This is a genomic window from Variovorax sp. CF313, from assembly GCF_000282635.1.
Taxonomy (GTDB): Bacteria; Pseudomonadota; Gammaproteobacteria; order Burkholderiales; family Burkholderiaceae_C; genus Variovorax.
Genome location: NZ_AKIW01000035.1, coordinates 1 through 22187 on the forward strand (window position 1 = coordinate 1; position 22187 = coordinate 22187).

Annotated in this window: 20 protein-coding genes; 13 read left to right on the forward strand and 7 right to left on the reverse strand. The window is 67.2% G+C overall.

The features are described from left to right. Positions 1–154 precede the first annotated feature (154 nt). A complete protein-coding gene (locus PMI12_RS11650; RefSeq protein ID WP_007832385.1) occupies positions 155–1105 on the reverse strand; it encodes a DMT family transporter in 951 nt (316 codons plus the stop codon). A 63-nt stretch (positions 1106–1168) separates the two neighbouring features. Beyond that, positions 1169–1954 (reverse strand): GntR family transcriptional regulator, encoded by a 786-nt coding sequence (locus PMI12_RS11655; protein ID WP_007832388.1) that lies wholly within the window; start codon positions 1952–1954, stop codon positions 1169–1171. Between the two features lie 166 nt (positions 1955–2120). Between PMI12_RS11655 and PMI12_RS11660 the strand changes: the two genes are divergently transcribed. From PMI12_RS11660 to PMI12_RS11685, 6 genes are all read left to right on the forward strand, one after another. After that, entirely contained in the window at positions 2121–2336 is a 216-nt protein-coding gene (locus PMI12_RS11660) for a DUF3311 domain-containing protein (RefSeq protein WP_007832390.1), read from the forward strand. After that, on the forward strand, positions 2333–3808 hold the full coding sequence (locus tag PMI12_RS11665; RefSeq protein WP_007832395.1) for a sodium:solute symporter family protein: 1476 nt from the start codon (positions 2333–2335) through the stop codon (positions 3806–3808). The genes PMI12_RS11660 and PMI12_RS11665 overlap by 4 nt, the downstream gene beginning before the upstream one ends. A 35-nt stretch (positions 3809–3843) precedes the next feature. Further along, positions 3844–5046, forward strand: a complete 1203-nt coding sequence (locus tag PMI12_RS11670; protein WP_007832397.1) for an amidohydrolase family protein — start codon at positions 3844–3846, stop codon at positions 5044–5046. After that, positions 5043–6323, forward strand: coding sequence for a cyanate transporter (locus tag PMI12_RS11675; RefSeq protein WP_007832398.1), 1281 nt, complete (start codon positions 5043–5045; stop codon positions 6321–6323). Before PMI12_RS11670 ends, PMI12_RS11675 begins: the two co-directional genes overlap by 4 nt. Before the next feature lie 23 nt (positions 6324–6346). Continuing rightward, positions 6347–6823, forward strand: a complete 477-nt coding sequence (locus PMI12_RS11680) for a nucleoside deaminase (protein WP_237726080.1) — start codon at positions 6347–6349, stop codon at positions 6821–6823. A 184-nt stretch (positions 6824–7007) separates the two neighbouring features. Then, positions 7008–7262, forward strand: coding sequence for a hypothetical protein (locus PMI12_RS11685; protein ID WP_007832400.1), 255 nt, complete (start codon positions 7008–7010; stop codon positions 7260–7262). Between the two features lie 59 nt (positions 7263–7321). On the opposite strand, the gene PMI12_RS11690 is transcribed toward PMI12_RS11685, so the two are convergent. Then, positions 7322–8161, reverse strand: a complete 840-nt coding sequence (locus PMI12_RS11690; protein WP_007832401.1) for an alpha/beta hydrolase-fold protein — start codon at positions 8159–8161, stop codon at positions 7322–7324. A 254-nt stretch (positions 8162–8415) separates the two neighbouring features. Between PMI12_RS11690 and PMI12_RS11695 the strand changes: the two genes are divergently transcribed. Further along, positions 8416–8940 (forward strand): hemerythrin domain-containing protein, encoded by a 525-nt coding sequence (locus PMI12_RS11695; RefSeq protein WP_007832402.1) that lies wholly within the window; start codon positions 8416–8418, stop codon positions 8938–8940. Positions 8941–8954: 14 nt separating this feature from the next. On the opposite strand, the gene PMI12_RS11700 is transcribed toward PMI12_RS11695, so the two are convergent. The 3 genes from PMI12_RS11700 to PMI12_RS11710 form a co-directional block, all read right to left on the reverse strand. Further along, positions 8955–9269, reverse strand: a complete 315-nt coding sequence (locus PMI12_RS11700; RefSeq protein ID WP_007832404.1) for an NIPSNAP family protein — start codon at positions 9267–9269, stop codon at positions 8955–8957. Positions 9270–9419: 150 nt separating this feature from the next. Beyond that, positions 9420–10238 carry a 2,5-didehydrogluconate reductase DkgB gene (gene dkgB, locus PMI12_RS11705; RefSeq protein ID WP_007832409.1) on the reverse strand — a complete coding sequence of 273 codons (819 nt, stop codon included), beginning with the start codon at positions 10236–10238 and terminating at the stop codon, positions 9420–9422. Between the two features lie 37 nt (positions 10239–10275). Next, the gene (locus PMI12_RS11710) at positions 10276–11478 is read right to left on the reverse strand and encodes an MFS transporter (RefSeq protein ID WP_007832411.1); all 1203 of its coding nucleotides are present in this window, start codon (positions 11476–11478) and stop codon (positions 10276–10278) included. A 281-nt stretch (positions 11479–11759) separates the two neighbouring features. On the opposite strand from PMI12_RS11710, the gene PMI12_RS11715 reads away from it, so the two are divergent. The 4 genes from PMI12_RS11715 (at position 11760) to PMI12_RS11730 (ending at position 14437) form a co-directional block, all read left to right on the forward strand. Beyond that, on the forward strand, positions 11760–12698 hold the full coding sequence (locus tag PMI12_RS11715; protein ID WP_007832416.1) for an AraC family transcriptional regulator: 939 nt from the start codon (positions 11760–11762) through the stop codon (positions 12696–12698). Between the two features lie 148 nt (positions 12699–12846). Then, positions 12847–13137, forward strand: coding sequence for a putative quinol monooxygenase (locus tag PMI12_RS11720; protein ID WP_007832417.1), 291 nt, complete (start codon positions 12847–12849; stop codon positions 13135–13137). Positions 13138–13472: 335 nt separating this feature from the next. Next, complete coding sequence (locus PMI12_RS28155; protein ID WP_042673238.1) at positions 13473–13985, forward strand: glycoside hydrolase family protein; 513 nt, start codon at positions 13473–13475, stop codon at positions 13983–13985. Further along, entirely contained in the window at positions 13982–14437 is a 456-nt protein-coding gene (locus PMI12_RS11730; RefSeq protein WP_007832419.1) for a lysozyme inhibitor LprI family protein, read from the forward strand. The genes PMI12_RS28155 and PMI12_RS11730 overlap by 4 nt, the downstream gene beginning before the upstream one ends. A gap of 45 nt (positions 14438–14482) precedes the next feature. Here PMI12_RS11730 and PMI12_RS11735 read toward each other — a convergent pair whose 3' ends face one another. After that, the gene (locus tag PMI12_RS11735) at positions 14483–15070 is read right to left on the reverse strand and encodes a hypothetical protein (protein WP_237726081.1); all 588 of its coding nucleotides are present in this window, start codon (positions 15068–15070) and stop codon (positions 14483–14485) included. Between the two features lie 336 nt (positions 15071–15406). Between PMI12_RS11735 and PMI12_RS11740 the strand changes: the two genes are divergently transcribed. Both PMI12_RS11740 and PMI12_RS11745 read left to right on the forward strand, forming a co-directional pair. Beyond that, positions 15407–18337 (forward strand): type VI secretion system Vgr family protein, encoded by a 2931-nt coding sequence (locus tag PMI12_RS11740; RefSeq protein WP_007832421.1) that lies wholly within the window; start codon positions 15407–15409, stop codon positions 18335–18337. A 52-nt stretch (positions 18338–18389) separates the two neighbouring features. Beyond that, a partial coding sequence (locus PMI12_RS11745; protein WP_007832422.1) for a DUF6531 domain-containing protein occupies positions 18390–22187 on the forward strand: 3798 nt, incomplete at its 3' end.

Sequence of the window (22187 nt, forward strand, 5' to 3'; positions counted from 1 at the left end):
GGTGATGGACACGTTGCCCGTGAGTTGCGCGCTCGCGAGCATCGGCAGGGCGGAAAAGGCGGGAAGAACGAGCATCGGCAGGGCGATGCGGAGAATGTTTTTCATCGAAGAATTCGCTGACGGATGGAGGAGCCGGCAGCGTATGGGCGGGCGTCTAAACACCGCGTAAAAACTGCAGCGCGCGGCGCAAAAGTTTCGTCCCGGGCATCGTCATCGCGACCACGCCAGTGACCACGCAGGCCAGCCCGATCCACGCCGTGGGCGCCAGCCTCTCGGCCAGGAACGTCGTGCCGATCAGCACGCCGATGGGCACGCGCAGATAGGCCTGCGCGGCGGTGGACATCGGCCCCAGCGTCTTGATGAGCCGGAAGTAGATCGTGAAAGCCAGCGCCGTGGAGAGCGCCGCGAGCGCGAGCACCGCCGCCATCGACGCGGCCGACGGCGAGAGCGTCCACGGCCTGTCGATGACGATGCTCGCGGGCAGCAGCATCGCCGCGCCGCTGACGAGCGAACCAGCGGCTGGCACCATCGGGTCCAGCCCCTTGAACACGCGCCCGAACATCGCGGCGCAGCCGTAGCAGACGGCGGCCGCCACCAGCGCGAGCTGCGCGAGCAGCGAATGCCCGAGCCCGTTCAGCGCCTCGAAGCCCACGATCAGGCAGATGCCCGCCAGCCCCGCGCTCACGCCGAACAGGCGGCGCAGCGTGGGCTTGTCGGAGCCGCCGAGGCCCAGCCCCAGCAGGAAGATGAAGATCGGCGAGGTCGAGTTGAGGATGGTCGCCAGGCCGGCATCGACGCTGCGCTCGGCCCAGGCGATGAGCGTGAAGGGCAGCACGCTGTTCAGGCAGGCCTGCAGTGCGAAGCGGCGCCACGCAGTGGCGTCCTTCGGCAGTTTCACGCCGCGCATGTGCAGCACCGCGAGCAGCAGCGCTCCGGCGATTAGCGTGCGCGCCGCGATCAGCGTGACGGGCGGGATCGTCGCCACGCCGATCTTGATGAAGGTGTACGAGGCGCCCCAGCAGGTGGCGAGCACCGCGAGCAGCGCCCATTCGAAGGCCAGGTTGGCGCGGGGCTTGTCGATGGAGGAGGGTGTGGATGCGTGCATGGTGCGCCGATCATTCCCCGACCGGCGCGGCCACACTTCGGCCGCGAGCGAAGCGTGGATGCCTCAGTGGTCGTGCGCGTGCGGCTTGCTGCCCTTGTTGCCGCTGCTGGTGCCGCCGCCGTTCAGCAGCGTCGCAAGGTCCACTTCCTGCTCGGCCGCAGCGCCCGCGATCACGCGCTGCTCCAGCTCGTCCAGATGCTCCAGCGCTACCGCCAGCGCCTTGTCGAGCGATTTGCCCGTGGCCAGCGCCTCGATGATCTGCTCATGCTCGCGCGGCGCGCAGCTCGCGGCCTCGGCGGAGTCGTAGAGTGCCTTGTAGAGCTCGGTGTTCGAGATCAGCCGCCGGATGTACGACAGCAGCTCCTCGCTGTCCGCCATCTGCGCCAGCAGCAGGTGGAAGTCGCCCGCCAGCCGGACCGCGTCCTCGCGCCGGCCTTCCTTGAAGGCCTTCTGCTCCGCCTGCACGTGCTTGCGCAGCGTGGTCACCTGCTCGCGTGAGAGATTGCCGAAGAGCGTGGTCACCAGCCCCGCCTCCACGATGCGGCGCGCGCGGTAGATGCCGCGCATGTCGTCGATGGACGGGTTGGGCACGAAGGCGCCCCGGTTGTGCTCCAGCACCAGCCGTTTTTCCGAGCCCAGCCGCGCCAGCGCCTTGCGCACCGCGCCGCGCGTGCAGCCCAGCGCTTCGGCCAGCGCGCGCTCGCGCAAGGGCGTGCCGGGGCGCAGCTTGCCGCTCAGCAAGGCCTTGGAGACTGCGCCGTAGACGCGTTCGTCCACGTTCGGATCGTCGGCTTCGGTGGGCTCGGGGGAGGGGGCTGTCGCTGGGGACTTGCGTGCGGCGGAGGGCATAGGCAACCGGATTATTGCCTGCGGACCGCACCCTCAGGGAAAGCCCCCGGATTGACTCGGCCCCGTGCACTCCGTACCATCCGCTTCCGTTTGGTTAACCAAATAAAAATGTATGGTTAACCAAAATTCCAGAAAATCACAACCCGAGACAAGAATCGAGGCTCCCATGAAATCCGCCAAATGGCTTGCCGCGCTGCCGGTCGCCGCCTTCTTCAGCGGGGGATGGCTGTCCTCCGTCGCTCCCACCTTCGTGCTTGGCATGCCCTTCCTGATGGTGTGGAATGTCAGCTGGCTGGTGCTGACCTCGCTGATCATGGTGGTCATCGACCGCGCCGAAGGCGACATCGATGCGCCTTCTTCCTCCACCGGAGGCGCGCGATGAACGCGGCACTCGGCGTCATCGCCCTGTTCGTCATCGGCGCGCTGGGCCTCGCCGTGCTCGCGCGGCGCGGCCGCACCATGAGCCTGGAGCAATGGGCGATCGGCGGGCGCGGGCTGGGCGCCATCATGGTGTTCCTGCTGATGGCGGGCGAGTCGTTCTCCACCTTCACCTTCCTGGGCGCCAGCGGCTGGTCTTACAGCAAGGGCACGCCGGCCTTCTACATCCTGGCCTACGGCGGGCTGGCCTATCTCATGGCCTTCTGGATGCTGCCGGCCATCTGGCGCTACGCCACCGCGCACAAGCTGGTGTCGTTTTCGGACTTCTTCGCGCACAAGTACGACAGCCGTGCGCTGGGCGTGCTGGTGTCCATCGTGGCGCTCATGGGCATGGTCGCGCTGCTCACCATCCAGCTGCGCGGGCTCGGCATCATCGTGTCGGAGGCCTCGTACGGCTCCATCGCGCCGCAGGTGGCGATCTGGATCGGTACGCTGGTGATGGTCAGCTACATCCTGTTCTCGGGCATCCACGGCTCGGCCAGCATCGCCATCGTGAAGGACATCCTGATCCTCGCGCTCGCGATGTTCCTCGGCATTTACCTGCCGTGGCACTACTACGGCGGCGTCGCGCCGATGTTCACCGCCATCCACGCCGCCAACCCCGGCTTCTTCGAGTTCCCGAAGGAGGGCCTGAACCTCACCTGGTACAACTCGACCATCCTGCTGACGGCGCTGGGCTACTACCTGTACCCGTTCAATCTCACCTCAGTGTATGCCGCCAAGAGCGCGAGTGCGGTGCGCCGCAACACCATCCTGATGCCGCTGTACCAAGTGGTCATCGCCTTCCTGTTCCTGGTCGGCTTCGCGGCCATCCTGCAGGTGCCGGGGCTCAAGGGCTCCGACGTCGACCTGGCCCTCTTCGGCCTGGTGAAGCACACCTTCGACCCGTGGTTCGTCGGCGTGATCGGCGGCACCGGCGTGCTCACCGCGCTCGTGCCGGGCTCGATGATTTTGCTCACCGCATCCACCGTGATCGGCAAGAACGTCTACAAGGAAGGCTTCGCGCCCAACGCCACCGACAGGCAGGTGTCGCGCGTGGCGCGCGGCGTGCTGCCGGTGTTCGCACTGGTGGCGGTTTACTTTGTGCTGCGCGGCGGCACCACCATCGTGTCGGTGGCCATCTTCGCTTCGAGCCTGCTCACGCAGCTGCTGCCCTCGCTGCTCTTTAGCCTCATGAAGAAGCCCTTCGGCAACAGGCACGCCGCCTTCGCCGGCATCCTGGCGGGCGGTGCGGTGCTCGGCTTCATGATGACCACCGGCTCCAACCTGGGTACGCTGTTCCCGGCCGCGCCGGTCGTGTTCAAGTCGCTCAACACCGGGCTCGTGGCGCTGGCGACGAATGCGCTGGTGTTCGTCGTGGTGGCGCTGCTCACCCCGAACACGACCCGCCGCGCCATCGCAGCCCAGCCCGCTTGATGCCCAGACCAAGATAGAGAAACGGACCGCCCCACATGCCATCGCTCCTGATCCGCAACGTGCGCCCCGGGGGCGCCTCCCCCGTCGACGTGCTGGTGCAGGACGACCGCATCGCCGCGCTCGGCGCGGAGCTTGCCGCGCCGGTCGGCGCCACCGTCGAGGAAGGCCACGGCGCCTTGCTGCTGCCCGGCCTCGTCGAAGGCCACACGCATCTCGACAAGACCATGTGGGGCATGGACTGGTACCGCAACGAGGTCGGCGTGAACCTCATCGACAAGATCGAGAACGAGCGCGCGTTTCGCCACGCCAGCGGGCATGACGCGGCCGCGCAGTCGCTGGTGCTGGCCAAGGCCTTCCTGGCGCTCGGCACCACGCGGCTGCGCACGCACGTCGACGTCGACACCCAGGCCGGCCTGCGCCATCTCGAAGGCACCATCCGCACGCGTGAGGCGCTGAGCAAGCTGCAGCAGATCCAGATCGTCGCATTCCCGCAATCGGGCCTGCTGGGCCGGCCGGGCACGGCCGAGCTGCTCGACCAGTCGCTGGCGCTGGGCGCCGACGTGCTCGGCGGCCTCGACCCCTGCGCCATCGACGGCGACCCGGTGAAGTCGCTCGACGTGCTGTTCGGCATCGCCCACAAGCATCAGCGCCCCATCGACATCCATCTGCACGAGCCCGGTGCCATGGGCGCGTTCTCGCTCGACCTGATCCTGCAGCGCACAGAGGCGCTGGGCATGCAGGGCAAGGTGGCCATCAGCCATGGCTTCTGCCTGGGCGACGTGAGCGAACGCGAGCGCGAGGCATTGCTGGCGCGCATGGCGAAACTCGGCGTGGTGCTCATCACCAGCGCGCCGCCTTCGCGCACCGTGCCGCCCCTCATGGCCTGCAGGCAGGCCGGCGTGACAGTGCTCGGCGGCAACGACGGCATCCGCGACACCTGGTCGCCTTATGGCAACCCCGACATGCTGGAGCGCGCCATGATCATCGGCCTGCGCTACAACCTGCGCCGCGACGACGAGATCGCGGTGGCGCTCGATACCGTCACCCACTCGGGCGCGCGCGGCTGCGGCTTCGAGGCCTACGGGATCGAGGCGGGCTGCCGCGCCGACCTGGTGCTGGTCGATGCGCAGACCGTCGCGCACGCCGTCGTCTCGCGGCCCGTGCGCAAGCTGGTGGTGGCGGGCGGCTGCATCGTGGCGCGCAACGGCGTGCTGCAGGCGGATGTGGCGTCTCTGTGAGGACAGGGCGCAGTCGTGACGGAGGCATCGCCTTCGCGATCATCATCGTGCTGGTGGCGCTGAACCTGCGCGCCTTTCTCACATCGAGCAGCCCGCTGCTCGAACCCATCCGCCTTGCAACCGGCATCGGCTTTCATGCGGTGGCGCTGCTCACCGTGCTGCCGATGTTCGCCATGGGCGCCACTTCGCTTTTCGGCGCGGCGGTCGGCCAGCGCATTGGCGCGCGCGGCGGCGTCGCGCTCGGCTTGGCGGCCATCGCTCTGGCTTGCACGAGCCGATACGTGGCCGGTGGCGCGGCGGCACTGCTGTGGAGCGCCGCGCTCGCCGGCGCTGGCGTGGGCCTGGTCCAGGCGCTGATGCCCGGCGTGGTGAAGCAGGCTTATCCGACACGCATCGGCGTCATGACGGGGCTGTATTCCGCCGCCATCATGGGCGGCGGCGGCCTCGGCGCCATGGCCAGCCCGTGGGTCGCGCATGCATTCGGCGGCGCGCAGCCCGACTGGCACGCGGGCCTGTCCATCTGGGCGCTGCTTGCCGTCTTCGCACTGCTGTACTGGCTCAACATGCGGCGCATGGAATTCACCGCCGATGCGCCAAGACAAAGCCTCTCGTGGCTGCGCTGCTTCGCAAGCCGCCGCGCGTGGCTGCTGGCCGCGTGCTTCGGCCTCATCAACGGCGGCTACACCAGCCTCGTCGCGTGGCTGCCGCACTTCTATGCACAACAAGGCTGGACCGCACAGCAGGGCGGATCGGTGCTCGCGCTGATGACCGCCGCGCAGGTGGTTTCAGCACTCGCGATGCCAGCCATCGCCCGCAGTCGCGGCCGTGATCTGCGCCCCTGGCTGGTGCTCACGCTCGTTGCGCAGCTCGCCGGCTTCTGCGCGCTGACCTTCGACGCACCCGTGCCGGCAGTCGCCATCGCCGTCGTGCTGGGCTTCGGCCTCGGCGGCGCGTTCTCGCTGTGCATGGTGCTCGCGCTCGACCACCTGCCCGACCCCGCACAGGCCGGCGCCCTCGCCGGCTTCATGCAGGGCGTGGGCTTCATGATCGCGGCGCTCGCGCCCTTCGTCACCGGCTGGGTGCGCGAGCACACCGGCGGCTTTACGCTCGCGTGGGCCTACCTTGCCGCCGTCGTGGTCGCGCTGCTGCCGCTCGTGCTGTGCTTCGACCCGCGCCGCTATGCAGCGGCCACGGCAGGCCTGTTCGATTCGCGCGCGCCGCAGACTGATGCACCATCTCTCTCCGCGCTCGAAGGCGCGGCCACCAGAAAGGTCTGAGCACCATGTACCAGGAACACTTCATGCAAAGGGCATTGGCCCTTTCTGCCCAAGCCCTGCAGGAGCCCGGCACCGAGCCCTTCGGTGCCGTCGTCGTGAAAGACGGCGTGATCGTCGGCGAAGGCTTCAACCACTCCGTCGCCCACCACGACCCCACCTCGCACGGCGAAGTCGAAGCCATCCGCGATGCATGCCGCAAGCTCGGTACCGTGAACCTGTCGGGCAGCGAACTCTACACCTCGTGCGAACCCTGCGCGATGTGCGTGGCGGCAATGCACATTGCGGGCATTGCGAAGTTGTACTACGCGGCTTCGCTTGCGCAGTCGGGCGAGGCTTTCGAAGGCGTGACCGTGGCGGCGCGGCATCCCATTGACGTGGAAGTCCTGCGTACCGAGGCTGGTGCTGCGCTGGGGCAGCGCAGCCTGCCCGCCGAGCAGAAGATGGACCGCGAGGCCGTCCAGATCCTTTCCGATTGGGCCGCGCCGCGCCGGGGTTCATGAGCCCCGGCTGACCGCTGCCCGGTCGGCGGGGAGTCTGCGGCGTGTGCCGCGGATCGCTCAACTGAGCGGCGTTTCGAATGCGTCATCCGGATTCACGACGATGTTGTTACTCCCCGCTGCGCGCTCCTCTGAATAGAGTGCACTCACGGCGCCACGCGAAGCGCGCCGCAGCAAGGAGTCGGCAATGATCTTCATGAGAAGCGACGAGGGCGCGAAAGGGCAGGCCTCGGCCCGCGTCGCACGCGCACTCGAAATCCATCGCAGCGTTGTCGCATGCCACGAGCACATTGCGCACGGCAGTGGCGTTCACTCGCTCACCGCGGCACTGATGCTGCCTTGCTACAAGGCCGAGTTCCGCACCCTCGCACTCGCGATGACCTCGCAAGAGGAGCGCGAACTCAGGTACGCGCTCGATTCGGTTTGCGAACCCGCGGCATGAAGACGACTGCCTTCGCAGCAACTTTTGCTCCGCGACGTTGCTCCCGCCGGCCAGGCGAACTATGGCAACAGCTTCGTGACCGCGTCGGTGAACGACGGAACATCGGTGCCGATGTGCGTCGTCGAATACGTCGTTTCCGTGGCCACCAGGCCCCGGTACGAGCGGGCCAGGAGCCGCTTGTACATCCCGCCCACGGGCTCGAAGTTGCACTCCGCGGGGTTGCCGCAGCGCGTGAGAAAGAGCGTGGCGGGCAAGGGCTTGCCGCCGAGCGCGTCGTGCATCTTTTCTTCGAGCGCCTGGTGCCGGTCCGCCTGAACGCCGAACGAGCCCTCGAACGACAGGAAGTGCGAGAACGTCAGCTGGCCCGCCGCGCCCTCCAGAAACAGGGCGATGCCGGCCATGCTGCCGCTCAGCGACAGGCCCGTCAGCAGGCGCCTTCGCGCATCGGCGCGGTATCGCGCTTCGATGAAGGGCACGAGCTCGAGCGCGAGGAAGTCGTGGTACGCAAGGGCCCCGGGCAGCAGGTAGTCCCTTCCGCGTCGGGCCGAACCGCCGATGCCCACGAGGATCGCCTGCGTGCGGCGTGCCTCGAGGACGGCCCTGAAATTCGCGAACCGCGTACCGGGCGGATTGAAGACCGCATCGCCATCCAACGCATAGATGACCGGATACGCCGCCGAGCCGCCGTCGTAGGAGGCGGGCAGGTAGATTTCGAGCGGATAGGTCGCGCCGGTCCTGGCCGAGGCGATGGTGCCGGAGACGACGCGGCTGCTCGCCGCGGGCGGTGCGGCCGGCGCATCGGGAATGGCCGCGCCACCGCCGCTCCACATGCCGAACGCAATCAGAAGCGCGCAGCTTCCGGCCCATGCGAACGCGCGCAGCCAGCGTTCATGCCGCATCGGATGTCCTCCATCGCCTGTGTAGTTTGAAGATGCACCTCTCTTCAGAATGCCACGGGCTGCCGCGATCGCGGCCCAGGCCTGGGTAGACGAGACCCTGAAACAGTCGTATCAATCCCCGGGGCGGGCGACAAGCCGGCCTTCGAGACGAGGCTTGCGGCACCGGCTGCAACCATGTAGAACCATGGCGTTAAAGGCTAAAGCTCACAGGCAATCCCGGAGCAGTTCGCTGCTCCAAAAAAAGGAGGTGAAGCATGTTGGCAGCCGAATGCGCATGGGCCATCCTGCACGCCGAGCACGCCCGCACCCGGGAGTTGTTGGCTCGACTCGATACGGCGATGAAGACAGGCGACGGGACGCGCACCGGACAACGCGCGGCGTCTGCCATCGAAGTCATCGAACGTCTCCAGGACTTCGAAGAAACGACCCACCGCCCCAAAGGCGTCGTCATGCTGAACATGCTGCGCGGAAGGTCGAGCGAAGCCGACGAGCTTCTCGATGAACTCGACTCGGAGAGCGAATGCTGCAACGGCCTCCTCTCGCAGGCAAAGACCACCTTGAAGCGCGCCGAAACCGGCGACGCGAGAGCGGCCGCGGAGGCCGAGGCCCTGTTGCAGCGGCACCGGCAGTTCATGAACGTGCACCTGGACAAGGAAGACACGCTCCTTCACTCGCAGACGGCGCTGCTGCTCACGGCAGAGGAATGGGCCGCCGTGGTCTCGTCCATTTCGAAGGAGGTACGCACCGCGAAGGAGCGTGCACGACGACGCTCCCATTGAGCGCAGCGGCGGCTTCAGGGCAGGGGAAGCTCGCGCATCAGGTTGCTGCGCACCCACGTGAACGCGCCGGACTGCACGTTGTCCGCTTGCCAGCGGCGGAATTCGGGGTCGGCCGACAGAGGGTCCGTGACCTTCGCGTATGCGGCCGCGTTCTCGAACTGCACGGTCAGAACATAGTTGCCCAGTTCGCCGGCGGCCACGCTCCAGAGCTGCGGGTCGGGCGCACCGTGCTTCTTCCAGAGCGCCGCGCCCACCTTCAGGGCTTCGATGACGGCGCCGAGATCGGCTCCGGGGTTGGGTCGCAGGACATATCGCGCTTCGTAGGCCATGGAAGTCTCCTTGGTCATGGCAGGAGCCGACATTGAAGCACCGGAGTGCCTGAGGGGCAAATCGATCGATGCGGCCCACGGCGCCGGCAGGCGCAGGCGGCCATCGGCGCGTGATGCCGCGCCTGCACGCATGGCAGGAGACGCTGACGATCAGTCCCAGGCCGGCGACAGACCGGCCGGGTCTGTCAGGCGCTCGTTGCGGTCGAGCGCCGCAACCTGCGCCATCTCGGCATCCGTCAAGCGCAGCTGCTGCGCCTTCAGGTTGCCTTCGAGGTTCGCGCGCCTGGTGGACGACGGAATCACCGCGTAGCCCAGCTGCATCGCCCACGCCAGCACCACCTGTGCGGCGGTGGCGTTGCGCGCCTTGGCAATCGCCTCGACGACCGGATCGCCCAGCACCTTGCCGTAGGCCAGCGTCATGTAAGACGTGATGTGGATGCCGGCGCTCTTCGCGAATTCAGCCACCTTGCGGTTCTGCAGGTAGGGGTGCAGCTCGATCTGGTTGGTGGCGATCTGCTCCGCGCCCACGGCCGCAATGGCTTCCTTCATCAGCGCGATGTTGAAGTTCGACACGCCAATGTGCTTCGTGAGCCCCTGCGCCTTGGCCTCGGCCAGCGCACCCATGAACTCGGCCACCGGCACCGCGTTGCCGGGCGAGGGCCAGTGGATGAGCGTGAGGTCGACATGGTCTGTGCGCAGCTTGGCGAGGCTGTCTTTCAGGCTAGGCACCAGCTTGTCTTTGGCGTAGTTGTCCGTCCAGATCTTGGTGGTGATGAAGAGGCTGCTGCGGGCCACGCCGCTTTCGGCAATGGCCTGGCCCACCTCGGCTTCGTTGCCGTAGATCTGCGCCGTGTCGATGGCGCGGTAGCCCACGTCGAGGCCGTTCTTCACCGAGTCGATGACCACCTGGCCCTTCAGGCGGAAGGTGCCGAGGCCGAAGGCGGGAATGGGGTTGTTGTTCGTCTTCATGGCGTTGTCCTTGTGTGTTGAAAAAAGAGGGGGAGGTTCAGTGACCGACCGGCACCGGCCCCGAAGCGCGAACAGGAATGCCGGCACGCCGATCAAGCGAGCCGCTCCACTGCGTGAGGGCCAGTGACACCATCACCACCAGCGCGCCAATCCACGGCGTGTGCATCAGCCCAAGGTGCGTCACGATCAGCCCACCGATCCAGGCCGCGCCGGCAATGCCGAGGTTGAAGGCCGCGATGTTCAGGCCCGAGGCCACGTCCACCGCCTGCGGCGTGAAGCGTTCGGCCTGCTTCACCACATACACCTGCAGCCCCGGCACGTTGCCGAAAGCCACCGCGCCCCACATCAGCACCGCCAGCAGAGCCAGCCACTTGTGCGGCGCTGCGAAGTTGAACAGCAGCAGCACCGCGGCCAGCAACGCGAAGATGATCTTCAGCGCCGGAATCGGGCCCTTGCGGTCGGCCAGCTTGCCGCCCCAGATGTTGCCCACCGCCACCGAGATGCCGTACACCAGCATCACCCAGCCCACCGCGCCGGCGCTGAAGCCAGACACGTCGGTGAGGATCGGCGCGAGAAACGTGAACGGAATGAACGAGCCGCCATAGCCGATGGCCGTCTTCGCATACACCAGCAACAGGCGCGGCTCGGCCAGCACCTTGGCCTGCTGCGCCAGCGAGGCCGGCGGCGTGTGGCGGATGTTGCTGGGCACAAAGATCCAGCTGCCGATGAAGGCGATAACGCCCAGTGCCGACACGGCCAGGAAAGTCTCGCGCCAGCCGAAGTGCTGGCCGATGAACGTGCCCAGCGGCACGCCCGTGACCAGCGCCACCGTGAGGCCCGTGAACATGATCGCGATGGCGCTCGCCGCCTTTTCCTTTGGCACCAGGCCGGTGGCAATCGTCGAGCCGATGGAGAAGAACACCCCGTGCGCCAGCCCCGTGAGCACGCGGGCGGCAATCAGCGATTCATAGCTCGGCGCCTTCCACGCCAGCAGATTGCCGACCGTGAACAGCGCCATCAGCCCGAGCAGCAGCGCCTTGCGCGGCAGCTTGCCAGTGAGGGCGGTGAGCACCGGCGCACCAATGGCGACGCCCAGTGCATAGAGGCTGACCAGCAGGCCGGCCGAGGGAAGGCCGATGCCGAGGTCGGCGGCCACAGTGGGAATGAGGCCAACGATGACGAACTCGGTCGTCCCGATGGCGAAGGCGCTGAGAGTCAGCGCGAGCAAGGCGATTGGCATGAGAGCACTCCTTCTTGGATGTAGAGGAGTGTCTTGCGGTTACCTTTGCGGATAAATGGGGGTTGGGGCAGAAGATAGTTGTGTTGTCGTCAAGTATCGGTGGCGCTCGGCTCGCGATTTCCGTGCATGCAAACTCTAGAAGCGACGGCTGCAACGGATGAAGCGCTGCGACAGAACATCGGCAGCACCCAATAGCATCGGCCATGCGCCCCGACAACGGGTACGCGCCAACCGGCAACGCTGCGCATTCCGCTTTTCTTCTCCTCCCCACAACAAAACCAATGCCAGCTCCGCCCGTCGCCGACAACAAGCCCGAGGCCATCCCCACCGCCGCCTGGGCCCGTCTGCGCGACATGGTCGCGGCGCGAACCCCTGCGGACGGCCGCACCGATGCGCTGTATCCGGGGCTGCGCTGCTACCGGTTCTCGCGCCCGGTGCGTTACGAGAAAACCCAGCGCCTCACGCCGGGCGTGGTGGTGGTCTTGCAGGGCCGCAAGACCGCGCACCTCGGCGGCGATCGTCGTTCGCTCGACTACGGCGCCACGCAGTGCCTGGTGCTCGGGGCCGAGGTGGCGTGCCTCGGCACGGTCGTCGGGGCGAGCGCCGAGCATCCGTACCTCGCGATTCATCTCGACCTGCCGCCCGACATGCTGGTGAAGTCTTTTGTCGCGCTGGCAGAAAGCGGCACGCTGGCCGAGCCCGCCCGAGTGACCGAGAACTTCACGGCTGCGGTGGGGCCGGAGGTGGTCGAGGCTTTTGCCCGCCTGCTGCTGGCGGCCGACGACCCGGTGGATCGCCACACGCTCGCGCCGCTGGCGGTTGAAGAAATCGTGCTGCGGCTGCTGCGCTCCGAGGCTGCGGCCGCCATCCGCAGCGCGGGCGCCGTTACCAAGGCTGGCGCACGCATACAGACGGCCATCGCCTTCATGCGTCGCCATCTGGGCCGGCCACTGTCTGTGGCCGAGATTGCCAGCCACGTGCACATGAGCCCTTCGCACTTCGCGCACAGTTTTCGCGAGGTGGCCGGGGTCACGCCGATGCGCTGCATTCGCGACCTGCGCCTGGAAGAGGCGCGCATGCTGATGCTGGGCGCGGGGCTGCGGCCCGGCGATGCGGCCGCGAAGGTGGGCTTCGAGAGCGCGGCGCATTTCCATCGCGCGTTTCGCAGGCGGTTCGAGGCGACGCCCGCCGAGTACGTGCGGCGCGTGCAGGCGGGTTGATGGGCTGAAGGGCTGATGTGGGGGATGGCCGGTCGCATCCTTCGCAGCCATGGTCAATTTCTTCGCAGCTTCGCGCCTTGGCGCGGGAGAGGGCGCTGGCTAACCTGCGTTCTTCCTTTTTCTTCAAGCCAGCGACAAAGAAATTTCCATGAACCCGATCAACGTCATCATCACTTTCGAAGCCAAGCCCGAGCGCGCATCCGCGTTCGCTCAACTCATGCAGCAGGTCAAGCAGTCGCTGCCATCGGCGGATGGATGCCGTGGCGTGCGGTTGTATGGGCACGGCGACAACGTCTGCATGTTCACGCTGGTCGAGTCGTGGGAGTCTCGGAGCAAGCATGAGGCGCATATCGCAGGCGTGGTGTCGTCCGGTGCTTGGGACACGATGGCGGCTGAGCTGGCTGGGGCGCCTGTCAGTAGCTATTGCAACGAGCTTTGATTTGAGGGCGGCAGCAGGAAGCAATCAGGCAACTGGTGCGGCCGCCCCCTCCAGCAGCCACTTCCGAAACGCCATAGCCCGCGAGTCCTCCGCGCTCCCCTCAGGGCACACCAAGTAGTACGCATTGAGCTCGGATAGGCGGACCGGAGCTCACGTCGATCACGGACGCAGATAACGAGCTTGCGCAGGCTGCGTCAACGAGAGGGGCAGTCTTGAAGTGACACTATGATTTCGTGAGGGCCATGTTGGCGCTCCGCCGAGTTGGCTAAGACAAAAAATAGTGGCGCCGTCGGCGACTCAAGCATGAGCCACTGTAAGAAATCAAGGGAGTTGAAATGGCCAATGAAAACATGTCTATGAGCGCCAGCGGGCGTGCCGAGCTTCGCCGTCGCGAGGATGTTCGCCTTCAGTACTACAACGATCTGGCGAACAACTGCACATTTGGAGTCGGCGCTCTCGCGCATCACGGTCCTTGCACCGCAGAAGAACTGGTACGCCCCGTTACAGCCGCGCAGGTCGATGCCCAGTTGGCAACCAGACTACACACCGCCGAGGCCGGTGTCCGCCGGCACGTGAACAGGCAGACGCTTACGCAAGCCCAGTTCGATGCGCTGGTGAGCTATACCTTCAACCTCGGTGTGACGGGCGCAAGGTCGGTGCTGGACGCGGCCAACCGGGGTGCTGATGCCGATGTTGTGACTCATATGAATAACAACGTTTTTGTGCGTCCCCGCGATGCCCGGGGTCGTCGTTTGCGGGCCATCCGTTCGCAGGGTCTGGCAAACCGTCGGCGTGAGGAAACAGCGCCGTTTCAGCCTGCACAACCCACCGCTCGGCCTGCACGATGAAGCGCGTAGCGGCTCTATTGCTGGGGGCACTCGCGATTGCAGGCGCGGCCGCGTCTTCGTCCCCCCCGAAGTACCAGCCCGGCCCCGAAGAGGTGGTGGCTGCATTGGCGCATCGCTCCGGGCTGGCCGAAGACGCGCTGCGTGGCCTCCTGTCCAACTGCGATGCCAGTCAATCTGCAATGAACATCTGTGCATACCGTGACGCTGTCGCGGCGGAGCTGGTTCTTCAGCACGCTATCGCCAACAAGGCAGAGCAGTTGCCGGCCTGCAAGGACCGGCTCGAAGCCACGATTTCCCGCTGGGCAGCCGTGCGTGATCGCGGTTGCAAACGCAGCGCCGCCAAGGCCTATGGTGGCGGATCGCTCGAGCCGATGGCCATGTCGATGTGCGTGCAGCATGAGAACGAGCAAATGGCCAAGAAGGTCGAGCGCCAGCACAGCTGCGATCGCTAGGTACTTCTGACGCCCTTCACGCAGGGGGGCGTGCCGGGCCCCGTCTCAGCGCGCAGGTGCTTGGGTTTCCACGGGAGACGTGTCGATCATCTCTACAGCCAATGGCTCGGTGAAGATCCGCTTGAGGCGCTGCCCCGTCCACAGATAGTAGAACTTGCCTTCCGGAGGCTTCTCATTGAAGCTGCCGGAGATGATCAGCAGCCGGCTGTCGAGCCGGAAATCCACCCGCTCATCGCCGTTGCCCATGGCGCCCACGATCGCATCGACGTTGGGAAGGGTGTAGGCCTGGCCCGTGTTCTGGTCGAGTACCGCGAAGTTGCGGCAGTCGGTGCCGCATCCCCAGGCTGCCACCCGCAGATGGCCGGCGAAGTTGGGCGGCTCGTTGTAGGCGTGGTGGATGACGGTGGTGTAGCGCCGGGCCGTTCGGGTCGTCAGCCGCAGTGGTGGGTGTGAGCCTGCAAGGGGCTGATCGTGCGCGGTGGTCGGGTAGTCGGTGAACTGCGGCGGCGCTTTCGGTGCCGCGGCGGCGGTGGCCGGGCACAGCAGGATCATCGAAAGCGCGGAGGCAATCGCCAGGCCTTGCGGGAGTGTGAAGCGTCTTGCACTCGGGGCGGATTGAATCGTTGGGCTCATGGGTCTTGCCGATGAAAAAGGCGGGAGGTGCGGCGGGGGGAGTTCGGTGGCGCCGGGCATGAGCTGAAGATACATGTTCGGGTCGCAGCCCATCGAAGTCATCGATGCCGGCCGCGGCCACATAGGAGGGCATCCGGCGATCACGGCGAGCAAGCGGGCACTTCGTGAAGTCGTCCACGTTCGAGCTGTGCGCGGTGCTACTTTTGGGTGCTTACGCGAAGGCTGCAGCGCCTTACATAATCGAACAAAGCTCGCCCTGGTCCACAGCGGCGGTCATTTGCAGGGAGATCCCATGTCCATCCACGACGGCGTGTGTGCACGCACGTCCTTGTCGCCATGACGCGGCGCGTCATCATCGCCACGCCGGCAGGCGATGCGCTTCAGTTCCATCGCCTGGCCGGCCGCGAAGCACTCAGCCAGCCGTACACCTTCGACGTCGATCTGCTGGGCAGCCACAACGCCATCGACCCCAAGGCGCTGCTCGGGAAAAGCGCCTCCGTCGCCATCGAGACGGAGCATGGCGACACCCGCCATCTCGGCGGCATCGTGACCAGCTTCGGGCTGTCTCAAGAAGACAGCCGGCAGTCTTTCTACAAGATGCGGCTGCGTCCCTGGCTTTGGCTGGCAACGCGCAGAAGCGACTACCGCATCTTTCAGGACCAAACGGTTCCCGACATCGTGACGGCCGTCCTCGGGCGCTACGGCTATCCCATGGAGCAGAAGCTCAGCCGCAGCTACCGCGCCTGGGACTACTGCGTGCAGTACGGGGGGCCGACCGGCGGGGAAACGGACTTCGAGTTCGTCTCGCGCCTGTGCGAGCACGAGGGCATCTACTACTTCTTCCGCCACGAGGCCGGGCAGCACACGCTGGTCTTCGCCGACGACATCGCGAGTTCCCATGGCCCGCTGCCCGGCGGCGAAGAGCTTCGCTACCACCCCGACGAAAAGGCCGGCATGACCGGTGGCCTGGAGCCTGCCGAACGCGTCACCGAATGGATGCAGCACGAGAGCGTGCGCCCCGGCCGGCACCAGCGCCGCCACTATGACTTCGAGAAGCCCAAGGCCGACCTGACCACCCAGCGGCAGATGCCGCCCGGCCACGACCACGACGGTTTCGAGCAGTACGAATGGCCTGGCAACCACACCGAGCTCGGCGATGGCGAAACCTATGCGCGCGTGCGCAACGAAGAGCAACTGAGCGAGCGCAGCCGTGCGAGCGGGCGCTCGAACCGGCGCGACCTGGCGCCGGGCTTCACCATGCGCCTGGCCAGCCATCCCCGCGCCGACCAGAACCAGCAGTACCTGCTGCTCGGCGTGGACTACGACCTCCAGGAAAACCTCCAGGCCAGCGAAGGCGCGAGCGCCTCCGAGGGCTCCGTCCAGCGCTTTGCCTTCGACGTGCAGCCCACCACCTACGCATGGCGGCCGAAGCGCAGCACCGTCAAGCCGCGCACACGGGGGCCCCAGACCGCCGTGGTCGTCGGCCCGGCCGGCGAGGAGATCTGGACCGACAGGTACGGGCGGATCAAGGTGCAGTTCTTCTGGGACCGCCTGGGCCAGCACAACGAAAACTCCAGCTGCTGGCTGCGCGTGTCGCTCGGCTGGGCCGGCTCGACCTTCGGCATGGCCGCGTTGCCGCGCATCGGCCAGGAGGTGGTTGTCGATTTCCTCAACGGCGACCCGGACCACCCCATCGTCGTCGGCCGGGTGCACAACGCCGACGAGATGCCCGCCTGGCAGTTGCCTGAGCAGAAGCACCTGGCGGGCCTGCGCAGCCGCGAGCTCAAGGGCGGCCAGAGCAACCACCTGGCGCTCGACGACACGGCCGGCAAGATCCAGGCGCAGCTCAAGAGCGACCATCAAAGCTCCAGCCTGAGCCTGGGCCACATCGGGCGCATCGACGACACCGCGGGGCGCAAGGACGATCGAGGCCAGGGCTTTGAACTGCGCACCGATGGGCATGGCGCCATCCGGGCAAAAGCGGGCCTGCTCGTCACGACCGAGCCGCGGCCCAACGCCCAGGCCCACATCACCGACATGCGCGAGACGGTGGGCCGGCTCACGCAAGGCCGTGACCTTCACGAGAGCCTTGCGGAAGCGGCCAAGGGTGCCAAGGCACACGAAGCGGGCGATCAGGACGAAGTCGCCAAGGGCCTCAAGGAGCAGAACGATGCGATCAGGGGTAGCGGCGGCAACGCGGCCCAGGGCGAATTCCCCGAGTTCCAGGAGCCGCACCTGACGCTGGCGAGTCCGGCCGGCATCCAGGCCACGGCACAGGGCTCCACGCACATCGTGAGCGTCGAGCACACGGCCATCACCAGCGGGGCGCATGCCAGCTTTGCCACCGGCAACAGCTTCCTGGTGAGCGCCAAGGACGCGGTGCGCATGGTCGCCTTCAACAACGGCATCCGCATGGCGGCCGCGGCCGCCGACATCGACATCACGGCGCTGAAGGACAGCATCAACGTACTGGCCAAGCTCAACGTCAAGATGGAGGCCAACCGGATCACCATCACGGCGAAGGAAGAGGTTCTTATCAACGGCGGCTCCAGCTACACGCGCTGGAATTCCGGCGGCATCGAGAGCGGCACCAACGGGCTGTGGCGCGCGCATGCCGCATCGCACTCGCTGGTAGGGCCGAAGAGCGACGGACAGCCCCGGTTGCCCCAGCCGACGCAGCTGCCGCGGGGGCAGCTCGACCTGTACCACCAGTACGTCAAGGCCGACGGCGCCAAGCGCCAGGGCGTGAAGCAAGGCGACTACACGGTGGTCGACTCCGACGGCGGCACGCACACCGGCAAGCTCGACGCGAACGGCTTCGCCTCCGTGGCGGGACTTCCGCTCGGCCAGGCCAAGGTCACGTTCGGCGGCGATCCGAGCGATCCATGGGATACGGGCAGCTACTTCGGCCTGCCGAACCGCTGGCCCGCCCAGCCCGCGAGCGACAAGTCCATCGATGCGGGAGGTGGCGGATCGAGCTTGCTCGGCAGCGCAGCAACGGGCCTGCTGGGCCAGGCTGGTGGAGCGCTGGGCAGGGCGGGCGGCCTCGTGAGCCAGGCCAGCGAGGCGGCAAGCACGGCGCAGCAGGCCGTCGGCGCCGTGCAGGCCATCCAGCAAGGCGGCGCCAAGGCATTGCTGGGCCAGGTCGGCCAGGCGGCCGGCGGCATGGCCGCGCAGACCGTGGGCGCCATGGTGCCCAAGCTGCCCGCGCCGCTGCCTTCGATGCCGACGCTGCCGCTCGGCCAGACGCCGGGCTTCGCGGGCTGATCGCCGGCGCCGCTCGACGACGACCACCAGAGAACACGGGAGAGATTCGCGAATGGCTGACCAGGCCCCCCAGAACGACGCGCAAGCCAAGGAGCGCGAGCGCCAGACCGCGGTGGCGCCGCTCAACACCATCGGCGAGGAAGACATCGGCGCCGGCGCCGCCAAGATCGACAAGTGGCTGCGCAAGCTCACTAACGACTACGTCACGCTGAACGTGCTGACAACTTTCGCGGGCAGCCTGCCGGTCATCGGCAACATCATGGCGCTCATCGACGCGGTCTGGGACCTCGTCGAGATGGTCACCAAGAAGGCGTACAGCGACGTGCTGCAGTGGGTGAGCCTGGCCATCAACCTGCTGGGCGTGATCCCGTTTCCGCCCGCCACCGGCGCGGCGCGCATGAGCCTGCGGCCCATGCTGCACCTGCTCAAGCAGGAGATCGCCAAGTCGGCCAGGAACGTGGTGCCGAACATCGGCGAGGCGTTCATCGCCGTGCTCGTCACCCACCTGAACGACACCATTGCCGGCACGCTCGACAAGTTCGTGGACGAGGCGCTCGGCCAACTCGACGGCTTCCTGCAGTCCTGCGCGAAAAAGGTCGACGGCATCGCCGACGCGCTGATCGGCGCGCTGCAGGTGGCGCTGGGGGAGAAGCCGGTGTTCGCGACGGGTGTCGCCGCCGAAAGGAACACCTACGACCCCAAGACCCAGAGCACCTGGAGCCGCATGATGGCCGCCGCGGCCGAGGCCGCGAAGAAATCCGCCAACTACGTCGCGGCGACCACGAGCCACTATGCGCTGCCCGACAGCGCCAAGGCGATGATCCGGGACACCGTCGCCAGTTTGACCGACCTCAAGGGCATGGCGCGGCGGCAGATCATGCGGCTGGGCGACGAGGGCCTGCAGTACGGCATCAAGTGGATGATCAAGATCCTCAAGGATGCGTTGCTCAGGCGCAAGGGAAAGCACAGCGCCAACATTTCCGCGAACAACGGAACGCAGGTGGAGAGCAAGAAGCCCGGCGGTGAACAGGGCGCCACATCTGCCCAGGTGCCGGCCAGCGGCGACCCCAGCTGCAAGAACTGCACGAAAGCCGCCGCGGGCGGCGCCATCAGCCTGGCCACCGGCTGCGAGAGCTTCGGCCACACCGACTTCGTACTCGGCGCGCCTCTGCCCATCACCTGGACGCGCACCTACCGCAGCGACCTGGCCGCCTTCGACCAGGGCAGCCTTGGCGCGCGCTGGATCACGCCCTACAGCACGCGCGTGGACGTCGCCAAGGCCGCCAAGGGCCGCCGCCAGGGCCAGATGAGCCTGATCTATCACGGCGCCGACGGCCGCAGCCACGCCTTTCCGCTGCTGGCCGTGGGACAGAGCCATCGCAACCCGATCGAGGAGATCACCCTCACACGCCTCAGCGAGCGCCTGCTGGCGGTCGACTTCGGCAAGCCCATGCCGGCCGGCGAAGCCGCCGACTGGCGCGAGACCTACGAGCTCGTCGACACCATCGCCGCCAAGGCCGGCTCGCAGGGCAAGCAGCACTTCCGGCTGGTGGCGCAACACACGAACAGCGGCGCTGCCATCGGCCTGCGCTATGACCACGTGATTGCCGCCACCGGCGAGCAGGTGCTGAGCGACATCGTCAGCAGGCAGGGCGAGGCCATCATCGCCCACGTCGGCACCCAACCCGATGCGCAGACCGGCCTCATCAAGGCCCTGTGGGAGCTGAAGGACGGCCGCGTCGTTCGCCAGCTGGCCGCCTACACCCACGATGGCGAAGGCGACCTCGCCACCGCGCAGGACGAGAACGGCGCCGGCTGGCACTACAGCTACAGCCACCACCTCGTCACGCGCTACACCGACCGCACCGGCCGCGGCATGAACCTGCAGTACGACGGCACCGGCGCCGACGCCAAGGCCGTGCGCGAGTGGAGCGACGACGGCAGCTTTGCGCTCACGCTCGAGTGGGACAAGAACATCCGCCTCACCTACCTGACCGACGCCCTCGGCGCCGAGACCTGGTACTACTACGACGTGCTGGGCTACACCTACCGGATCATCCACCCGGACAAGCGCGAGGAGTGGTTCCTGCGCGACGACGCCAAGAACATCACGCGCCACATCCATACCGACGGCACCACCGACGACTACGTCTACGACGCCAACGGCAACCTCAAGACCCACACCCGCGCCGACGGCAGCAGCGTCCATTACGCCTACGACGCGCGCCACCGCGTCACCGGCATCCTCGATGCCGAGGGCGGCACCTGGAAGCGCGACTACGACGCGAACGGCAACCTCACCGAAGAGATCGATCCGCTCGGCCACAAGACCGAATACGCCTACGACCCCGCCGGGCGCCCCGTGCGCATCACCGACGCCAAGGGCGGCGTCAAGACCCTCGCCTACACCCCCGACGGCCAGCTGGCCAGCCACACCGACTGCTCGGGTAAGACCACCCAGTGGGCCTACGACGGCCGCGGCCGCCTGGCCAGGATCACCAACGCCCTGGGCCAAGCCACCCGGTACCGCTACACCGAAGCCGGCGAAACCGCGCGGGCCGCGATGCCGGCGGACCACGCCAACCACCCGGGCCAGCTCGAGGAGATCGTCCACCCCGACAACACCAGCGAGCACTTCGCGCACGACGCCGAGGGCCGCCTGCTCGCCCACACCGACGCGCTGGGCCGCCGCACCAGCTACAGCTACACCCGCGCCGGCCTCGTGTCCCAGCGCACCGACGCGGCCGGCCACACCCTCAAGTACCACTGGGACCTGCTGGGGCGCCTGCGCGAACTGCACAACGAGAACGGCAGCCGCTACGACTTCCGCTACGACCCGGTCGGCAGGCTGCTCGAGGAAACCGGCTTCGACCGCAAGGCCACGCAGTACCGCTACGACGAAGCCAGCGGCGTGCTGGCCGAAGTCATCGAAGCCGGCCACAGCACCCGGCTCGAATTCGACCCCCTGGGCCGCCTGAGCGAGCGCCAGGCCGGTGACCAGACCGAGCGCTTCGCCTACGACCGCAACGGCCGCCTGGTCGAGGCCACCAACGCCGAGGCCAGGCTCCAGTGGTTCTACGACCGCGCAGGCAACCTCGTGCGCGAGCACCAGCACTACCTGGACCATGGCCACACGGCGGTCTGGCAGCACGGCTACGACGAGCTCCACCAGCGCGTTGCCAGCGTCCGTCCCGACGGCCACATCACCCAATGGCTCACCTACGGCTCCGGCCACGTGCACGGCCTGCTCGTGGACGGCCAGGACATCCTGAGCTTCGAGCGCGACGACCTGCACCGCGAGATCGGCCGCGACCAGGGCAACGGCCTGCACCAGGGCTCGAAGTACGACCCGGCCGGCCGGCTGCTGGAGCAGCAGATCTCGCAGACGAAACCCGGCGCGATCGAGGCCGTGGGCATCCGCCGCAGCTATACCTACGACAAGGCCGGCCAGCTGGTGGCCATCGGCGACAGCCGCCGCGGCAACCTGAGCTACCGCTACGACCCCGTGGGGCGCCTGCTGGAAGCCCACAGCCGCCTGGGCCGCGAGACCTTCGCCTTCGATCCGGCGGGCAACATCGGCGACCCTTCCGACCTGGACGCCAACACGCAGCCCGCCGGGCGCGTCACCACCCGCGTGGCGGTGCGCCTGGGCGGCGACGGCCGCAGCATGGCCAGTCGGCTGATGGACAACCTGCTCAAGGACTATGCGGGGACCCACTACACATGGGACGAACGCGGCAACCTGGTCGAGCGGACCTGGAACGGCGAGAAGACCGTGTTCACCTGGGACGGCTTCAACCGCATGCGCAGTGCGAGCACCTACGGCAAGACCACGAGCTTCAGCTACGAC

Excerpts from the sequence above, each read along its gene's own strand:
- PMI12_RS11650 (WP_007832385.1), bottom strand. The coding sequence starts at position 1,105 with ATGCACGCATCCACACCCTCCTCCATCGACAAGCCCCGCGCCAACCTG.
- PMI12_RS11655 (WP_007832388.1), bottom strand. The coding sequence starts at position 1,954 with ATGCCCTCCGCCGCACGCAAGTCCCCAGCGACAGCCCCCTCCCCCGAG.
- PMI12_RS11660 (WP_007832390.1), top strand. The coding sequence starts at position 2,121 with ATGAAATCCGCCAAATGGCTTGCCGCGCTGCCGGTCGCCGCCTTCTTC.
- PMI12_RS11665 (WP_007832395.1), top strand. The coding sequence starts at position 2,333 with ATGAACGCGGCACTCGGCGTCATCGCCCTGTTCGTCATCGGCGCGCTG.
- PMI12_RS11670 (WP_007832397.1), top strand. The coding sequence starts at position 3,844 with ATGCCATCGCTCCTGATCCGCAACGTGCGCCCCGGGGGCGCCTCCCCC.
- PMI12_RS11680 (WP_237726080.1), top strand. The coding sequence starts at position 6,347 with ATGCAAAGGGCATTGGCCCTTTCTGCCCAAGCCCTGCAGGAGCCCGGC.
- PMI12_RS11685 (WP_007832400.1), top strand. The coding sequence starts at position 7,008 with ATGATCTTCATGAGAAGCGACGAGGGCGCGAAAGGGCAGGCCTCGGCC.
- PMI12_RS11690 (WP_007832401.1), bottom strand. The coding sequence starts at position 8,161 with ATGCGGCATGAACGCTGGCTGCGCGCGTTCGCATGGGCCGGAAGCTGC.
- PMI12_RS11695 (WP_007832402.1), top strand. The coding sequence starts at position 8,416 with ATGTTGGCAGCCGAATGCGCATGGGCCATCCTGCACGCCGAGCACGCC.
- PMI12_RS11700 (WP_007832404.1), bottom strand. The coding sequence starts at position 9,269 with ATGGCCTACGAAGCGCGATATGTCCTGCGACCCAACCCCGGAGCCGAT.
- dkgB (WP_007832409.1), bottom strand. The coding sequence starts at position 10,238 with ATGAAGACGAACAACAACCCCATTCCCGCCTTCGGCCTCGGCACCTTC.
- PMI12_RS11710 (WP_007832411.1), bottom strand. The coding sequence starts at position 11,478 with ATGCCAATCGCCTTGCTCGCGCTGACTCTCAGCGCCTTCGCCATCGGG.
- PMI12_RS11715 (WP_007832416.1), top strand. The coding sequence starts at position 11,760 with ATGCCAGCTCCGCCCGTCGCCGACAACAAGCCCGAGGCCATCCCCACC.
- PMI12_RS11720 (WP_007832417.1), top strand. The coding sequence starts at position 12,847 with ATGAACCCGATCAACGTCATCATCACTTTCGAAGCCAAGCCCGAGCGC.
- PMI12_RS28155 (WP_042673238.1), top strand. The coding sequence starts at position 13,473 with ATGGCCAATGAAAACATGTCTATGAGCGCCAGCGGGCGTGCCGAGCTT.
- PMI12_RS11730 (WP_007832419.1), top strand. The coding sequence starts at position 13,982 with ATGAAGCGCGTAGCGGCTCTATTGCTGGGGGCACTCGCGATTGCAGGC.
- PMI12_RS11735 (WP_237726081.1), bottom strand. The coding sequence starts at position 15,070 with ATGAGCCCAACGATTCAATCCGCCCCGAGTGCAAGACGCTTCACACTC.
- PMI12_RS11740 (WP_007832421.1), top strand. The coding sequence starts at position 15,407 with ATGACGCGGCGCGTCATCATCGCCACGCCGGCAGGCGATGCGCTTCAG.